This is a genomic window from Bacillota bacterium (assembly GCA_040754315.1).
GTDB lineage: Bacteria > Bacillota > Sulfobacillia > DUSP01 > JBFMCS01 > JBFMCS01.
Map to the genome: position 1 here is coordinate 1 of JBFMCS010000011.1, position 15,618 is coordinate 15,618.

Consider the following 15,618-nt stretch of genomic DNA (forward strand, 5'->3'; position numbering starts at 1 on the left):
ATACGGTACTACCAGGAACCGAAAGCGCTGCCAGCACGATAGGTCTCATAACCCTTGGTGTGAAGTTAGCAGGAAAGCCCGGTGCGGGAAATCCGCATGCCGGGGTTTGACGCGGCGGGTGCTGGAACCGTGACCATGAGAGCCGGACTGAGGCCCATGGCGAAAGCTCTGGATATTATGCCACCGGACTCTAAAGTATACGCGCCAGCGCTCGACCCTACTGACGAGGCGGGGGCTGGAACCGTGACCATGAGAGCCGGACTGAGGCCCATGGCGAAAGCTCTGGATATGCCACCGGACTCTAAAGTATACGCGCCAGCGCTCGACCCTACCCTGTCCGGGTCATCCGGCGGGGCTGCTGGGCCGCTGTAGGGGGGCCTGATCCCTGCCCTCGCCGGGACGGACCCAAGACTGGTGTTGAGCCGGACACTTATCCCCAGATCGCCAGCGCCCCACACGCGTAGATCGACCAGGTTAGGGGTCCTAGGCTTCACGGTAGACTGGGGAGGGAGATAATATGACTCCCGGGAGTTCGATTGAAAGGAGAATCGATCAAACCATAGAAATACACGGGCAAGTCAGAGTATTTGGGACAATGCTAGTCTGTGTTGCTCTCCTGCCCTGGGTCCCTTCAGGTAAGGGGGGAGGGCACACCGGAGGGGGGGGATGCGTTTGATGTAATGAGGTGAAGGAAGAACCTGGAGCAGGAATCGAGGAATCTAGCGAACTAGGTGACAACTCTAGGAGGTGATCGTGCAGTGGCCGGCAAGTGGGAACAGGATCATGAACTCATCACCTTTAGCCTCACCAGGTTAGACAGGTTCTTCGTCTGGTTTTCCGTCATAGGCACGCTGGTTTTGATCGCCTTCTTCGCAGCTATGACTACATTCGAGGGAGTCTGGATCGGGGGAATGCCCAAGAGTGCCTTCTACATCCTAGTCATAGGTATCATCGATGCAGTAGTGGGCGTGGGCGGGTACTTCGCCTACAAGGCGTACTACGACAGGCTCCTAGAACAAGGAAAGTGAGGGGTAGACGATGTCTGTTGCCACGATCGTGATTCTAGTGTTAATGATAGCCTACGCTGTGATCGTTCTTGGCATTGGCCAGTATGCCTACAGGCAGACAGGTAGCGGCAGGAGAGACTACTACGTGGCATCCGGGACGTTGAGCCCGTTCGTCATCTTCTTCACTTACCTTGCTACATACATAAGCACCTATGGGTTTGTAGGCCTGTCAGCGGTGTTCTACAGCTGGGGCATTGAGTGGGCCTGGTTCGAGGCCATGTACTACCCCACACTCATCATCCCCCTTACCACACTCATAGGCCTGAGACTCTACAAGCTAGGGAAGATGCACAACTACGTAACCAACGCCGATCTTGTCGCGCACAGGCTCGGCTCCGAGGGCCCGGTCCGGGTGTTTTTCGGGTTGATCATGATCCTGTTCCCGTCCATCTTCTACGTGGGGATCCAGTTTGTTGCCATGTCGGCAATCCTCAGTGGTTTGACTGGCGGCCAGCTGTCCTACGGTTTCATGTTGCTGTTCTTTGCCTCTACCATGGCTCTATATGTCATCCTCGGTGGGATGCGCTCGGTTGCCTACACTGATGTGGTCCAGGGAATAACCGTCCTGCTCGCGCTTGGGCTGTCGGCCTTGCTGGTGTACACCCACTGGGGCGGGTTCGAGGAAATGTTTGTGGCGGCTGCTACCGGACCGCGAGCGTGGGCATTTGAGAGGACACTGCCCCCACACTACTTCTACCCGGCCATCCTGTTCATCGGCCCGGCCTGGGCAGGGCTGGTTCCCCACCTGTGGGTCAGGTTCTACGCGGCCAAGGATATCCGGGCTGTCCTCATGGCGGGACTGGGTGTTGGCGTAGGGGGCGCCCTGATGTATGCGCTTCTTCCCGTCTTGGTCGGAACAGCGCTCCTGGCGTTCTACCCCGAAGCACCTGAGGTGGCCGTGACGGAGCAGTATGTCTCCATGATGTTCAGCAGCTGGTTCGGGGCTGTACCTGCCGCCCTGCTGATGTTTGGCCTGGTGGCAGCAGGCAAGTCAACGGCCGACTCCATACTGCTGAACCTCTCCTCCATACTCCAGGTAGACATCCTGGAGAAGACCTTCAAGGTAAAGTGGCCGGAGCGTACCCTGGACCTTGTGGCTCGGCTGATGTGCATAGTGGTGGTAGGGATCGCGGCCATCGCCGCCGTCTCCCCCAAGCTGCCCATCGTCTCCATAGCCATCACCCTGATCTGGCCGGGCATCTCAGTGCTGGCGCTGCCTGTCCTGATAATGCTCTTCTGGCGGAGGGTTAACAGGCAGGGGGCCTTGGCTGGCCTGGTTTCCGGGTTTGTCTCCATGCTCCTCTGCATCTACGTGCTGTGGCCTGAGTGGCCCCACAACCCGTTCTACCTGTGGGAGGGCACCCTGCCCTGTGTCATGGGCATCGTGACCCTGGTGGTCGTAACCCTGCTTACGCCTCCTCCTCCCAAGGAGCTCATCGAGAGCTTCTACGGTAAGGGGTAAGACACCCAGGCATGAAGATGCGTTTTTCGGTGAGACTGAGGGGGCGGAGTGCCCCCTCAGTCTTTGGCAAGGAGGCGGCGCCCTGCAATGGCTACATGTAAAGGCCAAGATGGCCACAGTCACCAGGGGCTACGACTGGGATCCGGGAGGGGGGAAGGTGCCGCCAAATGGTGGCCTCAGAAGATGCCCCTTCCTTGACCAGGCTGGGCGGAAGTCCGAAGCGTGCAGGGAAGATCGCAACCCTCCTGAGATGAGCGTTCAAGGGCTGTGCTGCAATAGGTGTCTTCCCGGGAATGCAGGAAGGCCGGACGGCTCAAGAGCTGACTGGCTGGGTAGCAGCCTGGCATCGGGAAGGGAGAGAGTATTGCGCCCCTAGCAGCCCGGATCTTGCCTGCCCGTAAGCGAGGGATACGTGGGCACATCTTGTCCTTCTTGTGCTAGTGTACCCTGGGGACAGGTCAAGCTCAAAACACCAGCGGATCCCTTCGATAGATAATATGAACACCCCCCTCGGGCGGGGGACCGACTTCCAAGAAGGGGGGGGTGAACCCTATGCCCAACGGAAGGCTGCTAGCGCTCTCATCAACCGGGACCCCTGAAGACCCTCAGGGCCTAATTGCCGGTGCTTTACCGGTTCTCTCCCGAGAACCTGCGACAGACATGGACGGAACCGTTGAGGTCCGTGACGGGCGCCTCTACGTCGTGAACCCCTTAGGACAGGGCTCCCCCGCCAGGCTCCTTCCTGGTGATCACATCTGTGCTGCCATCAACGGCATGGAATACACCTATCCCACTGAAATCCTCCACCACGACCACGTTACCCTGGAAACCAAGGCTGAACTCTGGTGTGATCGGCTGGGGATCACCGTGTCGCCGGATCAAATGACAGCCACACTTCAAGTGGGCCGGGGGCTAATGTTCGAGCCTTACCTTCCTGATTGTCCCCCAGCCCAAGAGTACAAGCCAGAGATTCTTGAACACCAGACCGCCACCATCGACGAGGCGGTTGCCGTGGTCCTTACCGCCTTGGCAAAGAACGGTGTGTTATCCGGCATAGATGAGGCAGCCGTCAGGACCGCGCTAGAGGAGCCCTTTCCCCTGGTGACCGTGGCTCAGGGCCGCCCCCCGGTCGAGCCACAGCACGGCAAGGTGAGGCAGCTGGTATCCGAGGAGGTCCAGGTAACTGGGCCAAGACAGCGTGAGGATGGTACCGTGGACTACCGGGAGGTGCTGGAGATACCGTCAGTGAACCCCGGGGACGTCGTGGCCGTGGTAGAGAAAGCGGTGGCGGGCGTCCCTGGGCACACTGTGACAGGTGCGGGACTGGAGGTACCTGCGGCCAAGGATGTCCAACTTGTGCTTGGCCGAGGCGTGGAGTTTGATGCCGCAACAAGCAGGGTCCTTGCAACAGCGCCGGGGCGCCCACAGGTGAATCACATTTCCCCTCACAGGGTGGCAATCAACGTGGTATCGGAGTACGTCCACCAAGGCGACGTGAGCCTTTCCACAGGCAATATAGACTTCAACGGTGACGTGCTGATCACCGGTGATGTCACCGAGACCATGACGGTAAGGGCGGCACGGAGCGTGAAGATCCTAGGGTCAGCTTCCAAGGCCCAGATCTACGCAGGCCTCAATATTGACCTGAAGGGAGGGGCCATCAACTCCACGCTGAGGGCAGGGGGCGTCAGGGCTGTCTACGTCCGCATACTGCCAGAACTCCAGAGCCTCCTGGAGGATCTTGGCGGCCTGCATGCCGCCATCATGCAGGTCGAGAAGCGATTCCGGCAGCTAAAGATGCCCTTTGATGTGAAGCTGAACCAGGCGGCTACGACCCTTAGGGCGAAGTACCTGCCTTACATGTCCCAGAGGACGTCTAGTATCCGGTCGGCTATCAAAGAGAGTGACCTCCCCGTGGATTCGGACCTCACCGCACTGGCTGATGATCTTGCCGCTGCCTTTTCCGTGCCCACCAGGCCAGAGACGTTCAGCGTGTTCGTAGACGAACTTCGCAGGTTAGAGACCCAGGTGGATGCCGCCGTCTCCACAATTTCCGAGATCACGGCCCAGCCGTGCAGCATAAAGACAGGTTATGCCCACCTGTCTACACTGGAGTCCCCAGGCATCATCTCCCTGGGAGAGCGGGGCGCCTACTGCAGCAAGCTCGTGGCCCAGGGAGACTGCGACGTCAGGGGCCCAGTAACGGGGGGCCTGACCCTCTCCCTGAGCGGCTTGGTGAGGGCTGTGGCCATGGGATCGCCGGCGGAGGCCAAGACCGAAGTGAGGGTTTCCGAAAAGGGAGTCATCCGGTGCGACACTTCCTATCCTGGCGTGACCCTGCGGATGGGCCGTGCCACCATCAAGATTGCCAGCAAGGAACTGCAGGTGCGGGCTCACAAGGGGCCCGACGGTACGTTTGTGCTGCGTTGAAGGGCTGTCCCAATTCCAGCGTACCCAGGAGCCCCCCGGCGGGTGGGCTCCTTCTGCTACGCTCCACTGGGGAGCTCGTGCAGGCCAAATCGCGGATCATTGATTCGACTTCAGGACAACTCACTTATGCCTGAGTCCGGCGACATCAGTCTTCCCCCCTTGTGGAGCCTGGACACACCCAGAGGCCTGCCGTTATTCACCAGCCTGTCTTGCTGGCGCAAGGCTCGGGCCTGATCTCATTTGGAGTTTGCTTTTCGAGTTGACTTGCGGCCATGGCTGCAGGCATGCCGCTAGGTTGGTTTTTCTCTCTGGGGGAGGACTGTTTATCTTCTCAAAGGCCCCAGGCACACCGTATCACCTCCCTGCTCCACACGCTGCCATGCATGCTGCCTTGGGCCATAGGATGGCTGGGAGGAGGAGTGATAGGGAAACTGGGATGGACACCGAAACATGATAGGTATCCCATAATGGAGTCGAGGCAGGCAACAGGACACTACACCCGAAAGAGCCACACCAACTCGAAGAGGGAGGTAGATGTGTGGACAAGATCTTCTCGAGGCTGGGGGACGGCAGCGTTCTCTGGCTGAGCGAGGGCGAACTCAGGGCCGAGTTGGAGGACGGCACCAGTGATGCGGCAAGGAGGGGAAGGATCCCTCCCCTCACACAAGGGGAACTCGACAGCCTGTTCGAAATCTGCGCCTCTCCCCAGAAGGTGGTCACCATTGAATGGGGAAGGGAGGTGGTGCACTCTTTCGATGCAGGTACGCTGAAGTTTCCCCTCAGGGGTGGCGTGCCGGTGGACAGGCTGGGAACGATCCTTGCCCATGAGCGCGCGTTTTGCTCCGATACTATGGAGCTGGCCCATACGGACTATAGTTTCAAGCCCGTAAAGCAGATAATTCACGAAGAGCGCCAAGTCATGGAGCAGGTACAGCTGAATGCTACCATTCCCGTACTGTACGGTGCCATGCCTAACCTGGGCCTGTACACCAAGCCAGATGGACCCATCGACAACTGGACGGAGCTCCTCACCAAGGGCAAGATGGCCGAGGCCAGGGCCGCCCAGGAAGAGGCCTGCGATGCAGCTGTCAAGGACATCTGCTACGTGGCCAAGACAATGCACGAGGCCGGGGCTGACGGCATCAACCTTGACACCGTGGGGTCATCAGGGGACGCTGATTTCCTGGCCAGCCTCAGGGCGATAGAGGAGCTCAAGGCCGAGTTCCCCGACATGGATATCGAGGTGGGAATGTCCGGGGAGTTCATCCTGGGAATGCACGGAGAGCTTGAATACGACGGCACCCGGCTGGCCGGCCTCTACCCTCACCAGCAGGTCAGGCTGGTGGAGAAGGCAGGGGCCACGGTATTCGGGCCTGTTGTGAACACTAACAGCAACCGCACCTTTCCCTGGAACCTGGCACGCGCCTGCACGTTTGTGAAGGCTTGCTCAGAGGTCTCTGGGATACCCATTCACCCCAATGCAGGCATGGGGGTAGGGGGGGTGTCTGTCTCCAGCACCGCCCCGCTGGATGTAATCTCCAGGGCATCAGTATCCTTGGTGGAGATAGGGAAGGCCGACGGGCTGTAGATTGGCCACGGTGACACCTTTGGGATGGCATTCCTCCATGAGTTGGCCACTGGCATGGGCGGCCTGCGTACTGCCGGAGATCTGGTAGCCCGCATCGTCATGTCAAAGGCCATGAGGATCAATGAGGCTAAAGCCTATGTAGCGAACAAGCTTGGGGTTTCCGTACTCGATCTCGCTGATTCCACCGCCATGCGCGAAATAAGGGAAGAACTCGACCTGGGTCACGTGCTGGCCCGGCCGGGCGCAGCCATAGGCATCGAGGCAAAAGCCCGGATTGCCAGGCTCCTGGACATAAGCATACGTTCGGTCGAGATGTCCAGGAGGAAGGCGGGCTGGGTCTAAGGCACTAACCATGAATCTTTCGCTTCCAAGGGGCGAGGCGCCCTAACAGCGCCTGGTCCCTTGCATGTGCGCCCGGCGGGCATGGGCAGCAGCAACTATCCTGGCTTCCCCCTGCGCCAGCCTTCTGCAGAAAAACGGCAAAACCTGGTTAGCACAGTCATGACCTACCATTTCGCAAGAAGGGGATCCAGGCGGCAGGGTGAATAGAGTTATCCCGTAAGGGCTTGTGCCGGTTGACGCTCCCAGGGCACAAACGCAGGCGCTCCATTCGCAGCGGCGAGTACATGACAAGAACCTAACAACCGTGGCACAGGCCGTGTTGTCTCTGGAGTGCCCTGCCAGGGGCTTCCACAAAAGGAGGTGACCATCGCGCTAGGCACTTGCCAGATCCCCGGCACCGTCAACCTCTACTGGCAGCAGCGATAACACTTGGGAAGGAGGTATACGGATATGGAAAACAGATCTCAGATCGATCCGTACATATTCTGGCCCGCCCTTATCGTTATCGTAGGGGTCTCCACGGCGCTAGCGCTGGCCCCTGGTCCGGGAGGCCAACTGGTCAACGCAGCCCTAGCCTGGATCACCTATAAGCTCGACTGGCTCTACATGATCGGTGCGTTCATGGCCTTCCTGTTCCTCGTGTACGCAGCTGTAGGCCCGTGGGGCAATATCAAGATGGGTGGTCCCGATGACAAACCCGAGTTCTCCACACTCAGCTGGATAGCCATGCTCTTCTGCGCCGGCATCGGCTCAAGCCTGATCTACTGGGCCATCGCGGAGCCCTTGTACTACATGCAGTGGCCGCCCTTCGGGGCAGAGCCCTTCAGCGCTGACGCCGCTGGCTGGGCCGTCACCTACGGCATGTATCACTGGGGGTTTATTGCCTGGGCCCTGTACTGCATACCCGCTCTCCCCATAGCCTACGCGGTATATGTCCGCAAGGACCCGCACCTCAGGGCGAGCACAGCCTGCCGCGGCATCCTCGGGGATATGGTGGATGGCTGGGTAGGTAAGGTCATCGACGTATGCGTCATGTTCGGCCTGGTAGGTGGCGTCGGGACATCCTTGGGGTTGAACGTACCCATGATCTCCGCAGCCATGAGCAAGATCTTCGGGGTGCCGGAGTCCTTCGGGCTCAACGTTATCATCCTGATCATCTGGACCTGCATCTTCGGTGCCAGCGTCTACCTTGGACTCTACAAAGGTATCAAGGTCCTCAGTGATATCAATGTGTACGTGGCTCTTGTTCTCCTTGCCTTCGTACTCTTTGCGGGGCCCACCTTCTTCATCCTCTCGCATTTCTCTGAGAGCCTTAGCTACCTGTTCCAGAACTGGTTCAGGATGAGCCTCTGGACAGATCCAGTGGCCAAGGGAGGCTTCCCCCAGGGCTGGACCGTATTCTACTGGGCCTGGTGGATCGCATACGCCGTGTACATGGGCCTCTTCGTGGCCCGTATCTCCAAAGGGCGCACCATTCGCGAGCTGGTCATGGCTGAATGCTTCTGGGGAACCCTGGGGTGCTGGGCCTACTTCGCGGTATTCGGTGGCTACACCGTGCACCTGGAGGTCAACGGCATCATCCCGCTTACCAAGGTCCTGTCGGAAAAGGGAGGCCCTGCTGCCATTGTGGAGGCGATCTCGGCTCTGCCAGGCAGTGTGATAATCCTGCCTGTCTTCGTCGTTGTGGCCTTTATTTTCCTGGCAACCACGCTAGACTCGTCCGCGTACACCCTGGCGTCCATCGCCACTAAGACCCTCCGTGGCGATGAGCAGCCAGCACGCTGGGTTCGCGTCGTATGGGCGGCAGCCCTGGCGGCTGTGGGTGTGGCAGTGCTGGCCATCGGAGGACTCAGTGCCATCCAGACATCCTCGGTAATTGCGTCATTACCCCTGATTATAGTGATCTTCCTCATGGTGCTATCCTTCATGAGATGGGTCAAGGAAGACTTCCCTGACCTAGGGGGAAAGCCTCAGAGCGTCGACTACAAGGAATAGGGTTTGACCAAGACGGAGGTAGGAAAACGAGAGCCTGGGCCGTGCGATCAAGCAAAGGGCCCAGGCTCTCGCTGGCGTGGGACTCCTCCCAGTCTCGTGCTGAATCCCCCATCACTGGAAAAAGAGGATAGCCTGGAATGGCCCCCCACCCGCAAGGCCGCGCACCCCTGCCTCTTACCGCAACAGGGTATGGGGGCCTAGAGGATTCCGCGAGTGTCATGGAAAACAATGGAGAGTGACTGATGCGCTCCGGACGTGGAACCCACGAGGGGCTGAGGTGACTGCGAAGTGGCCAGAATGGTTCCGGACATTGACCCCGCGACCATCCAGAACACGGGGGAGAGGCTCTTCTACGAGGTGGCGCGCCAGCTATCGTCCCAGTTCACGGTGTTCTACTCCTATGAGTATGTCCTGCCCAGGGACACAGTGAGGGAGGTTCGCGAAGGTGAGGCCGACTTCATTGTGGTCCATCCCGAACTAGGCTTCGTGGTGGTTGAGGTGAAGCAAGGGGAACTGGTCTACGAAGACGGCGTGTGGAAACAGGTTAAGGATGAGATTCTCAGGGAGATACGCACAGACCCCGTAAGGCAAGCCAGGAAGTCCATGTACGCGGTGCTGGCCCGCTACAGGCAAATGGCCAAGAGGCCCTTCCCGCTAGCCTACCGCTTTGCTGTATGCTTCCCCCAGTGTGGCAGGATTTCCGGTGCGCTGCCTGCCGGAGTTGAAGGCGTGAACGTTCTCCTGTCCCCAGACCTCCTGCACCTTGAGGAGCGTATCCACCGGCTCGCTGGCCCTAGAAAGAGGGGAGAGTCCCAGGCTGCCAGATTCCTTGTTCAAGACGTGCTGGCCCCCAGGTTCCACGTGTTCTCCAGGCTTGAGGAGCGCATTCAATGGCTGGAAACCACGGCTGAACGGGTACTCACCGAGGAGCAAGAGCGAATTCTGGATGAGACCGAGCTAGATAACCGCAAGATCTTCTTCGGGGCCGCTGGCACCGGCAAGACATTCTTGGCCATGGAGAAGGCCAGGAGGCTCCAGAAAGAGGGCAAGTGTGTGTTCCTGACCTGCTTTAACCGGGCCCTTGCTGACTACCTGAAGCACGCTCTCCCAGGCATCACCTGTTCTGCCTTTCTGGACTACCTCGTGCAAGTGTTGCGGGAGGGTGACCCCGGCCTATCCGTACCAACCTCAGAGGAGGCCCAGTCCAGGTTCTTCACGGCCCTCCCGGACGCCGCTACCTAATGGAGGGAATGCCCGAAGAAAGCAAGTTCGATGCCATCATTGTTGACGAGGGCCAGGACTTCCGGAGCACCTGGTTCACCTGCCTGGAGGCGGTGCTCAAACCCGGGGGTGACTTCTATATATTCGCCGATCCCAACCAGGACATATTCTCCCCCGACGTAGACGAGCTGCGGTGCTTTACCATTTCCAAGCACCGCCTCACCCGGAACCTTCGCAACACTGAGGTAATAAGCGAATGGATGTCGCACTTTCTCAAGGAGGGCATTATACGCCCCGGGTTGAAGGGCGGCCTCCCCATATCACACCTGCCGTGGGATTCTCCGGATGAGGAGAGGCGCCTGGTGGAAAGGGAGGTGGGTCGCCTGCTTAGCCAGGGCATCCAGCCCGGGCGCATCATGATACTCTCGCCAAACCGCCTGGAGAAGAGTTCACTGGCAGGGACGCCATCGATAAAGGGGTTCCCACTTGAGCCTGGCTCGCCCGGCACTGCCTCGCTGGGCTTCGCGACCATCCGTTCCTTCAAGGGGCTTGAGGCCGACATCGTGCTGCTTACAGGGCTTAGATCCGGGACGAGGTCATGCACGGACGCGGACATCTACGTCGGCGGCTCCCGCGCCCGGTTCATGCTGATCGTGTTCTACAGCAGGAAGACCCCTCCTGGAAAGATAGTGCAGATGCTAGGGCTGTGAGAGGGTGTGTTCCCCCAGGGTCCAGGGTTTAGACGGCAAGGTCGGGGATTTTGCCGGGCGCCGCTTGGCAGCGGGATTCCTTCGTGGCATAATTATCCTTGGGTTTTCCTTTTTTCTCCCGCACAGGAGGGGGATCCTGTTCAATGAGAGCCTGTCCTAGCCAGAGTGGCTCCAAGCGTAACAGCCCGGCCGCTCAAGGCGCCCAAAGAGGTGATACCCTTGGAAGAAGTCACACGCAGCGAACTACCGGGCCCTCTCCCGAACCTGGGCCTTGACATCGGGACATTTACCGTCAAGGCTGTGCTGGCCCACAATGGGATTGTGGCGAAGGTATCATTGCCCACTGCCGGGCGCCCGCTGCAAAACACCTTAGCCTGCATTGACAGGTTGAGAGAGGCAGGACACGACTATAAAGAGTTCAGGGTCGGTGTGACGGGCGCCAATGCCCACCTGTTTGCGCAGGAAGCGGGTATAGAGCCCATACTCGAGATCAAGGCCCTCTGTGACGGCTTGACGTATTCGGGTATCAGGTGTGACGCTGTGTTGTCCCTGGGCCACGAGAACATGTACTACCTGGAAATCGGCCCTGATGGCGAGGTGGAGTTCTTCAACCGGAACGGGCAGTGCGCGGCGGGAAGCGGTGCCTTCTGGTATCAGCAGGCAACGCGCCTGGGTTATGACGACAGGGATCTTGCCGAGCTGGCCCTTTCCGATGATTCCCCGGTGAAGATATCCGGGAGGTGCGCTGTCTTTGCCAAGTCTGATATGACTCATGCCATCAATGAGGGGGCCACGCAGAGCGCGGTGTCCGCAGGACTCGCCAAGACCCTGGCGGACATAGTCATGAGCAACGTGGCCCTGAACCGCGCCGCGAAGCGGGCAAGGATTGTTGCCGTGGGCGGGGTCGCTAACAACAAGGCTGTCATGAAGTACCTACTCCAGCACCTCGACGGCTCCGGGTCCACGCTGGATGTCCCCGGCGAACACGAGTTCCTCTTCGCGCTGGGGGCCGCCCAGAGCGGCCAGCCGGTCAACCTCGAGTCGGTCCGGCCTTCCGATGCGCTAAACAGGGCCTACGTGCCCCAGAGACCCCTGCCAAGACTGCTTAGAGATCGGGTCCACTACATGCCCGAGACCATGTCCCCCGGGAAGAGCCTTGACACCTCCACCGTGTTTCTAGGGGTGGACTGTGGCTCAGTCTCCACCAAGTGCGTCCTGCTGGATGCCCACGGGCAGGTGATTGGGGGCATCTACCTTCCCACCTCGGGTCGCCCTGCCCTCCAGGTCCTTGAACTGGTGAAACGGGTCAGGGAGGAATACGCAGGCGCTGTGGCCGCTGCCCGTATTGTTGCCTGCACCACAGGGTCAGGCCGCTTCCTGTCCCAGCGGATCCTAAACGCCGAGTACGCCGTGGATGAGATAACTTGCCAAGCCGAGGGCGTCAAACGTCTCTGCGGCGACAAGGGTACCTTCTCCATCATCGAGATCGGCGGTGAGGACTCCAAGTTCCTCCAGCTCAGGGATGGTGCCCTCTACGACTACAACATGAATCCAGTGTGCGCTGCAGGCACCGGCACATTCCTGGAAAACCTCACAGCGCTTCTGGGCATAAACATCAAGGGGGAGTTTTCCGAACAGGCGTTCACGGCCGAGTACGCTATAGACCTGGGGGACACCTGCACCCTCCTGTCCCAGTCTGCCCTAGCCTCCAGCGCCAGCCAGGGACTGCCCCTACAGTCACAGCTGGCAAGCCTAGCCTATTCCTCTGCACGGAACTACATAACCAAGACTGCGGAGAACCGGGCCATGGACGGTAAGGTGGTGTTCACCGGCGCAACCGCCAAGAACCACGCGCTGGCCGCTGCCTTCGCCGCCGAGATCCAGAAAGACATAGTGGTTCCACCGCACCCCGAGCTCACCGGGGCGCTGGGCGCGGCCCTGATGGCCAAGGCCTTCGACGAGACTGGAATGGAGACCTCCTACACCTTCAAGGATCTAAGGCACCTGAACGAGTTCGCGAAGTCCCGGCGTAAGTGCACAGCCCAGTGCGAGCATGAGCACAACTGCACGCTAGATGTGATTAAGTTCTCCGACGGAACAACCTTCTTGTACGGTGACCGGTGCGGGAGGTACTCGGGCATCGAGAGCCGGAGGTTTGCCCGGAGGGAGGACCTGCCGGACTACGTCCAGAGGAGAAACCAGGTGTTCTACCGGGCAGCTGGCGAGCCCCTTGAGGACGGCCCCACAGTGGGCGTGGCCCGGGCGGGGCCATTTTTCGACCTCTATCCCTTCTGGGCAGGCTTCTTCCGGGAGCTAGGGGCAAGAGTGGTGTTGTCCCCAGACACCACCGAGGCCATCCTGGAGCAGGGCAAGAGGTACCTGGATTCTGAGATGTGCTACCCCGTGGAGGTCCTGGTCGGCCACTATGAGTATCTTCACAGGAGCAATCTGGACTACATTTTCGTCCCTGAGCCGGTGGATATGGAACCCCTACCCTGGGCTACCCGGTGGCCTAGGAGTTTCACCTGCCCCCTCATGCAGACGATACGCGGCACAGTGACATCCTCGCTGGACTTGCCGGAGAACAAGGTGCTCTATGCCCAGCTGAACTACAGGAAGGGCGAGGGGGTCGTGAGGAAGCAGCTCAGGGAGGTGGCGCAGCGTCTACTGGGTTCTGACTTCCGGGAGGAGAGGCTGAGCCGTGCGGTTAATGCTGCCTACCTCAGGCAAGCCCAGTACAATGAGGCTATGGAAAAAGAGTCGAGGCTGGCCATAGAAGCGCTCCGGGATGCCCGTCCCGAGGGGTCCATCGTTGCAGTGTTCCTGGGGAGGCCCTATACCGTTTATGATGTCGAGGTGTCCAAGCGCTCCCTCTCCTTTGCCCGGGACGTAGGGGTCCTGGCTTTGCCCCAGGACTACCTTCTATCATATACTAAGGGCTGGTATGAAGGGCGGGTAGAATCGGACCTCCTGGGATCCCGGGAGGAATTCGACGGGGAACTCGCCAGCATCATCCAGAAGATGGACAACATATACCCGGGCCAGGTTCAAAAGATGCTCTCCGCGGCGATCATTGCCAGGTATCTTAACCGGAAGAACCAGGGGAAGCCTATCCCCATTCTCCATACGATCCTCCAGGACCCCTTCATGTGTGGCCCCAACGCCATGCTCCGTCACTACCTGGGTATGGTGTCCAACAGCCTCAGGTTGACCATGGACGAGCATACCGCTCCCGCAGGTATGATCACGCGCCTGGAGGCCTTCAAGAACACATCACGGTCCAGGAAGGCCTACGTCGCACCCACCATACTCACATCTGAAAGCACAACCTTGCTGAACCTGGGTGGTAAGACTATACTCATCCCTGAACCCACCCATCATGCCAGGGTGTTCGGGGCGATGCTGGAAAGGTTCGGGGTGGACGCAAGGATGCTTCCCCGAAGCCCTGACCGGGACCTTTCCCTGGCCAGGAAGTACGTGAACGGGGATGAGTGCCTGCCAATGATCCAGAATGTGCAGGACTTCCTGGATTACCTTCAGAACGGGAGGGTGGATCTGGACAGAACCGTGTTCTTGCAGGGCTGGGCCTGCGGGCCGTGCCGCTACGGGCTCTACGCTCCTGTCCAGTCACTCCTGCTGAACAAGGCGGGCTACGGTGAGAGGATGATATGCTCGGCGAAGCTGGCTGACGCAGTGAAACGCTTTGGGCTGGTGTTCGCCGTAGGGGCCTATGACGGTACAGTAGCCCTGGACGCCCTCTACAAGATGCTGCACATGACGCGGCCCTATGAGCTGGAGCCGGGCTCCAGCGAGGCCATCTTCGAGGAGTACTCTCACAGGCTTACCCGGGTGCTGGCGGGTTTCAGGTGTTCCTTGACAAGTCTTGCTACGGGCAGTTACCTAGAACCCCTTGAAAGCCTTGTAAGGGAGGCCGCTGCCAGGTTCAAGGCTGTCCCGGTATCGGGCCAGCGGCGCCCGAGGATCGTTGTCGCAGGCGAGTTCTACGTTAGGCTGGACGACCGCTGCAATCAAGATATCATATACAAGATCGAGAGAGCGGGGGGGGAGGTATCGCTCTCGCCAGCCTCCGAGCTCTTCGCCTACACCGCACACATAAACCACGAGGAAGGGCGGACAATGTACAGGAAGACCGGGGAGTTCTCCGCGCTTGTGCGGCAGATTTCCTACGGGATGCTTGAGGGTCTGGCACTCCGCGATGAACACCGGATTCACAGGGCGGCAGGGGAGACCCTGGCTCACGACCACGAACCGCCGCCCAAGGAACTGCGAGCGCTGTCCCGCCGTTACGTGTCTGACCACTACGGCGGAGAGCCCCCCATGACCATCGGCCGCACCTGCGCCCTAGCGCATAGGGGTACAATCCACGGGGCAATCTTCGTGGCGCCCTTTACGTGCCTGCCCGGTTCTGTGGTGGAGGCACAGATGGGTGCTCTGAGAAGGGACCTGGGTATCCCGGTGGTAGCCACCTACTATGATGGCAAGGAGAACCCTACGAGGGAGGAGATCATCCGGGGCCTGGTATTCCAGGCACGGCAGAGGCTGGCCTGACTAGGCTAGAGCCAGGCTCGCAAGGGCTTACTTGGCCAAGGGGGCTGGGAGACGCCTCGCACACCCAGCTTGTGCACCGGCGCCGGCATTGCCATTCGGGCGGTTTGCCTGGTGCAACAAGTCCGGTGGCCCCTTCAGCTGGATAGGAGGCAGCACCAAGCCCGGAAGGCACTTGCGGCGTGCGCCGCTTTTCTCGGGAGCATGGAGAGAGGGCCTAACCTGGATATGCATATT

General features: G+C 59.7%; 8 protein-coding genes and 1 pseudogene. All 9 read left to right on the forward strand.

The window, feature by feature from the left end; translation table 11 throughout:
* Nucleotides 1–81: 81 nt before the first annotated feature.
* The 9 genes and pseudogenes from AB1576_01730 (at nucleotide 82) to AB1576_01770 (ending at nucleotide 15,384) form a co-directional block, all read left to right on the forward strand.
* On the forward strand, nucleotides 82–372 hold the full coding sequence (locus tag AB1576_01730; protein ID MEW6080513.1) for a hypothetical protein: 291 nt from the start codon (nucleotides 82–84) through the stop codon (nucleotides 370–372).
* A 386-nt stretch (nucleotides 373–758) separates the two neighbouring features.
* On the forward strand, nucleotides 759–1,028 hold the full coding sequence (locus AB1576_01735) for a hypothetical protein (GenBank protein ID MEW6080514.1): 270 nt from the start codon (nucleotides 759–761) through the stop codon (nucleotides 1,026–1,028).
* 10 nt (nucleotides 1,029–1,038) lie between these two features.
* Complete coding sequence (locus tag AB1576_01740; GenBank protein MEW6080515.1) at nucleotides 1,039–2,529, forward strand: sodium:solute symporter; 1,491 nt, start codon at nucleotides 1,039–1,041, stop codon at nucleotides 2,527–2,529.
* Nucleotides 2,530–3,081: 552 nt separating this feature from the next.
* The gene (locus tag AB1576_01745) at nucleotides 3,082–4,959 is read left to right on the forward strand and encodes a FapA family protein (protein MEW6080516.1); all 1,878 of its coding nucleotides are present in this window, start codon (nucleotides 3,082–3,084) and stop codon (nucleotides 4,957–4,959) included.
* A gap of 538 nt (nucleotides 4,960–5,497) precedes the next feature.
* Nucleotides 5,498–6,889: pseudogene (gene mtbB, locus AB1576_01750) on the forward strand ([dimethylamine--corrinoid protein] Co-methyltransferase).
* A gap of 450 nt (nucleotides 6,890–7,339) precedes the next feature.
* Complete coding sequence (locus tag AB1576_01755; protein ID MEW6080517.1) at nucleotides 7,340–8,884, forward strand: BCCT family transporter; 1,545 nt, start codon at nucleotides 7,340–7,342, stop codon at nucleotides 8,882–8,884.
* A gap of 297 nt (nucleotides 8,885–9,181) precedes the next feature.
* The gene (locus AB1576_01760) at nucleotides 9,182–10,126 is read left to right on the forward strand and encodes an NERD domain-containing protein/DEAD/DEAH box helicase (protein MEW6080518.1); all 945 of its coding nucleotides are present in this window, start codon (nucleotides 9,182–9,184) and stop codon (nucleotides 10,124–10,126) included.
* Nucleotides 10,127–10,134: 8 nt separating this feature from the next.
* On the forward strand, nucleotides 10,135–10,815 hold the full coding sequence (locus tag AB1576_01765) for a hypothetical protein (GenBank protein ID MEW6080519.1): 681 nt from the start codon (nucleotides 10,135–10,137) through the stop codon (nucleotides 10,813–10,815).
* 219 nt (nucleotides 10,816–11,034) lie between these two features.
* Entirely contained in the window at nucleotides 11,035–15,384 is a 4,350-nt protein-coding gene (locus tag AB1576_01770; GenBank protein ID MEW6080520.1) for an acyl-CoA dehydratase activase, read from the forward strand.
* Nucleotides 15,385–15,618 lie beyond the last annotated feature (234 nt).

Excerpts from the sequence above, each read along its gene's own strand:
- AB1576_01740 (MEW6080515.1), top strand. The coding sequence starts at position 1,039 with ATGTCTGTTGCCACGATCGTGATTCTAGTGTTAATGATAGCCTACGCT.
- AB1576_01745 (MEW6080516.1), top strand. The coding sequence starts at position 3,082 with ATGCCCAACGGAAGGCTGCTAGCGCTCTCATCAACCGGGACCCCTGAA.
- AB1576_01755 (MEW6080517.1), top strand. The coding sequence starts at position 7,340 with ATGGAAAACAGATCTCAGATCGATCCGTACATATTCTGGCCCGCCCTT.
- AB1576_01760 (MEW6080518.1), top strand. The coding sequence starts at position 9,182 with ATGGTTCCGGACATTGACCCCGCGACCATCCAGAACACGGGGGAGAGG.
- AB1576_01765 (MEW6080519.1), top strand. The coding sequence starts at position 10,135 with ATGCCCGAAGAAAGCAAGTTCGATGCCATCATTGTTGACGAGGGCCAG.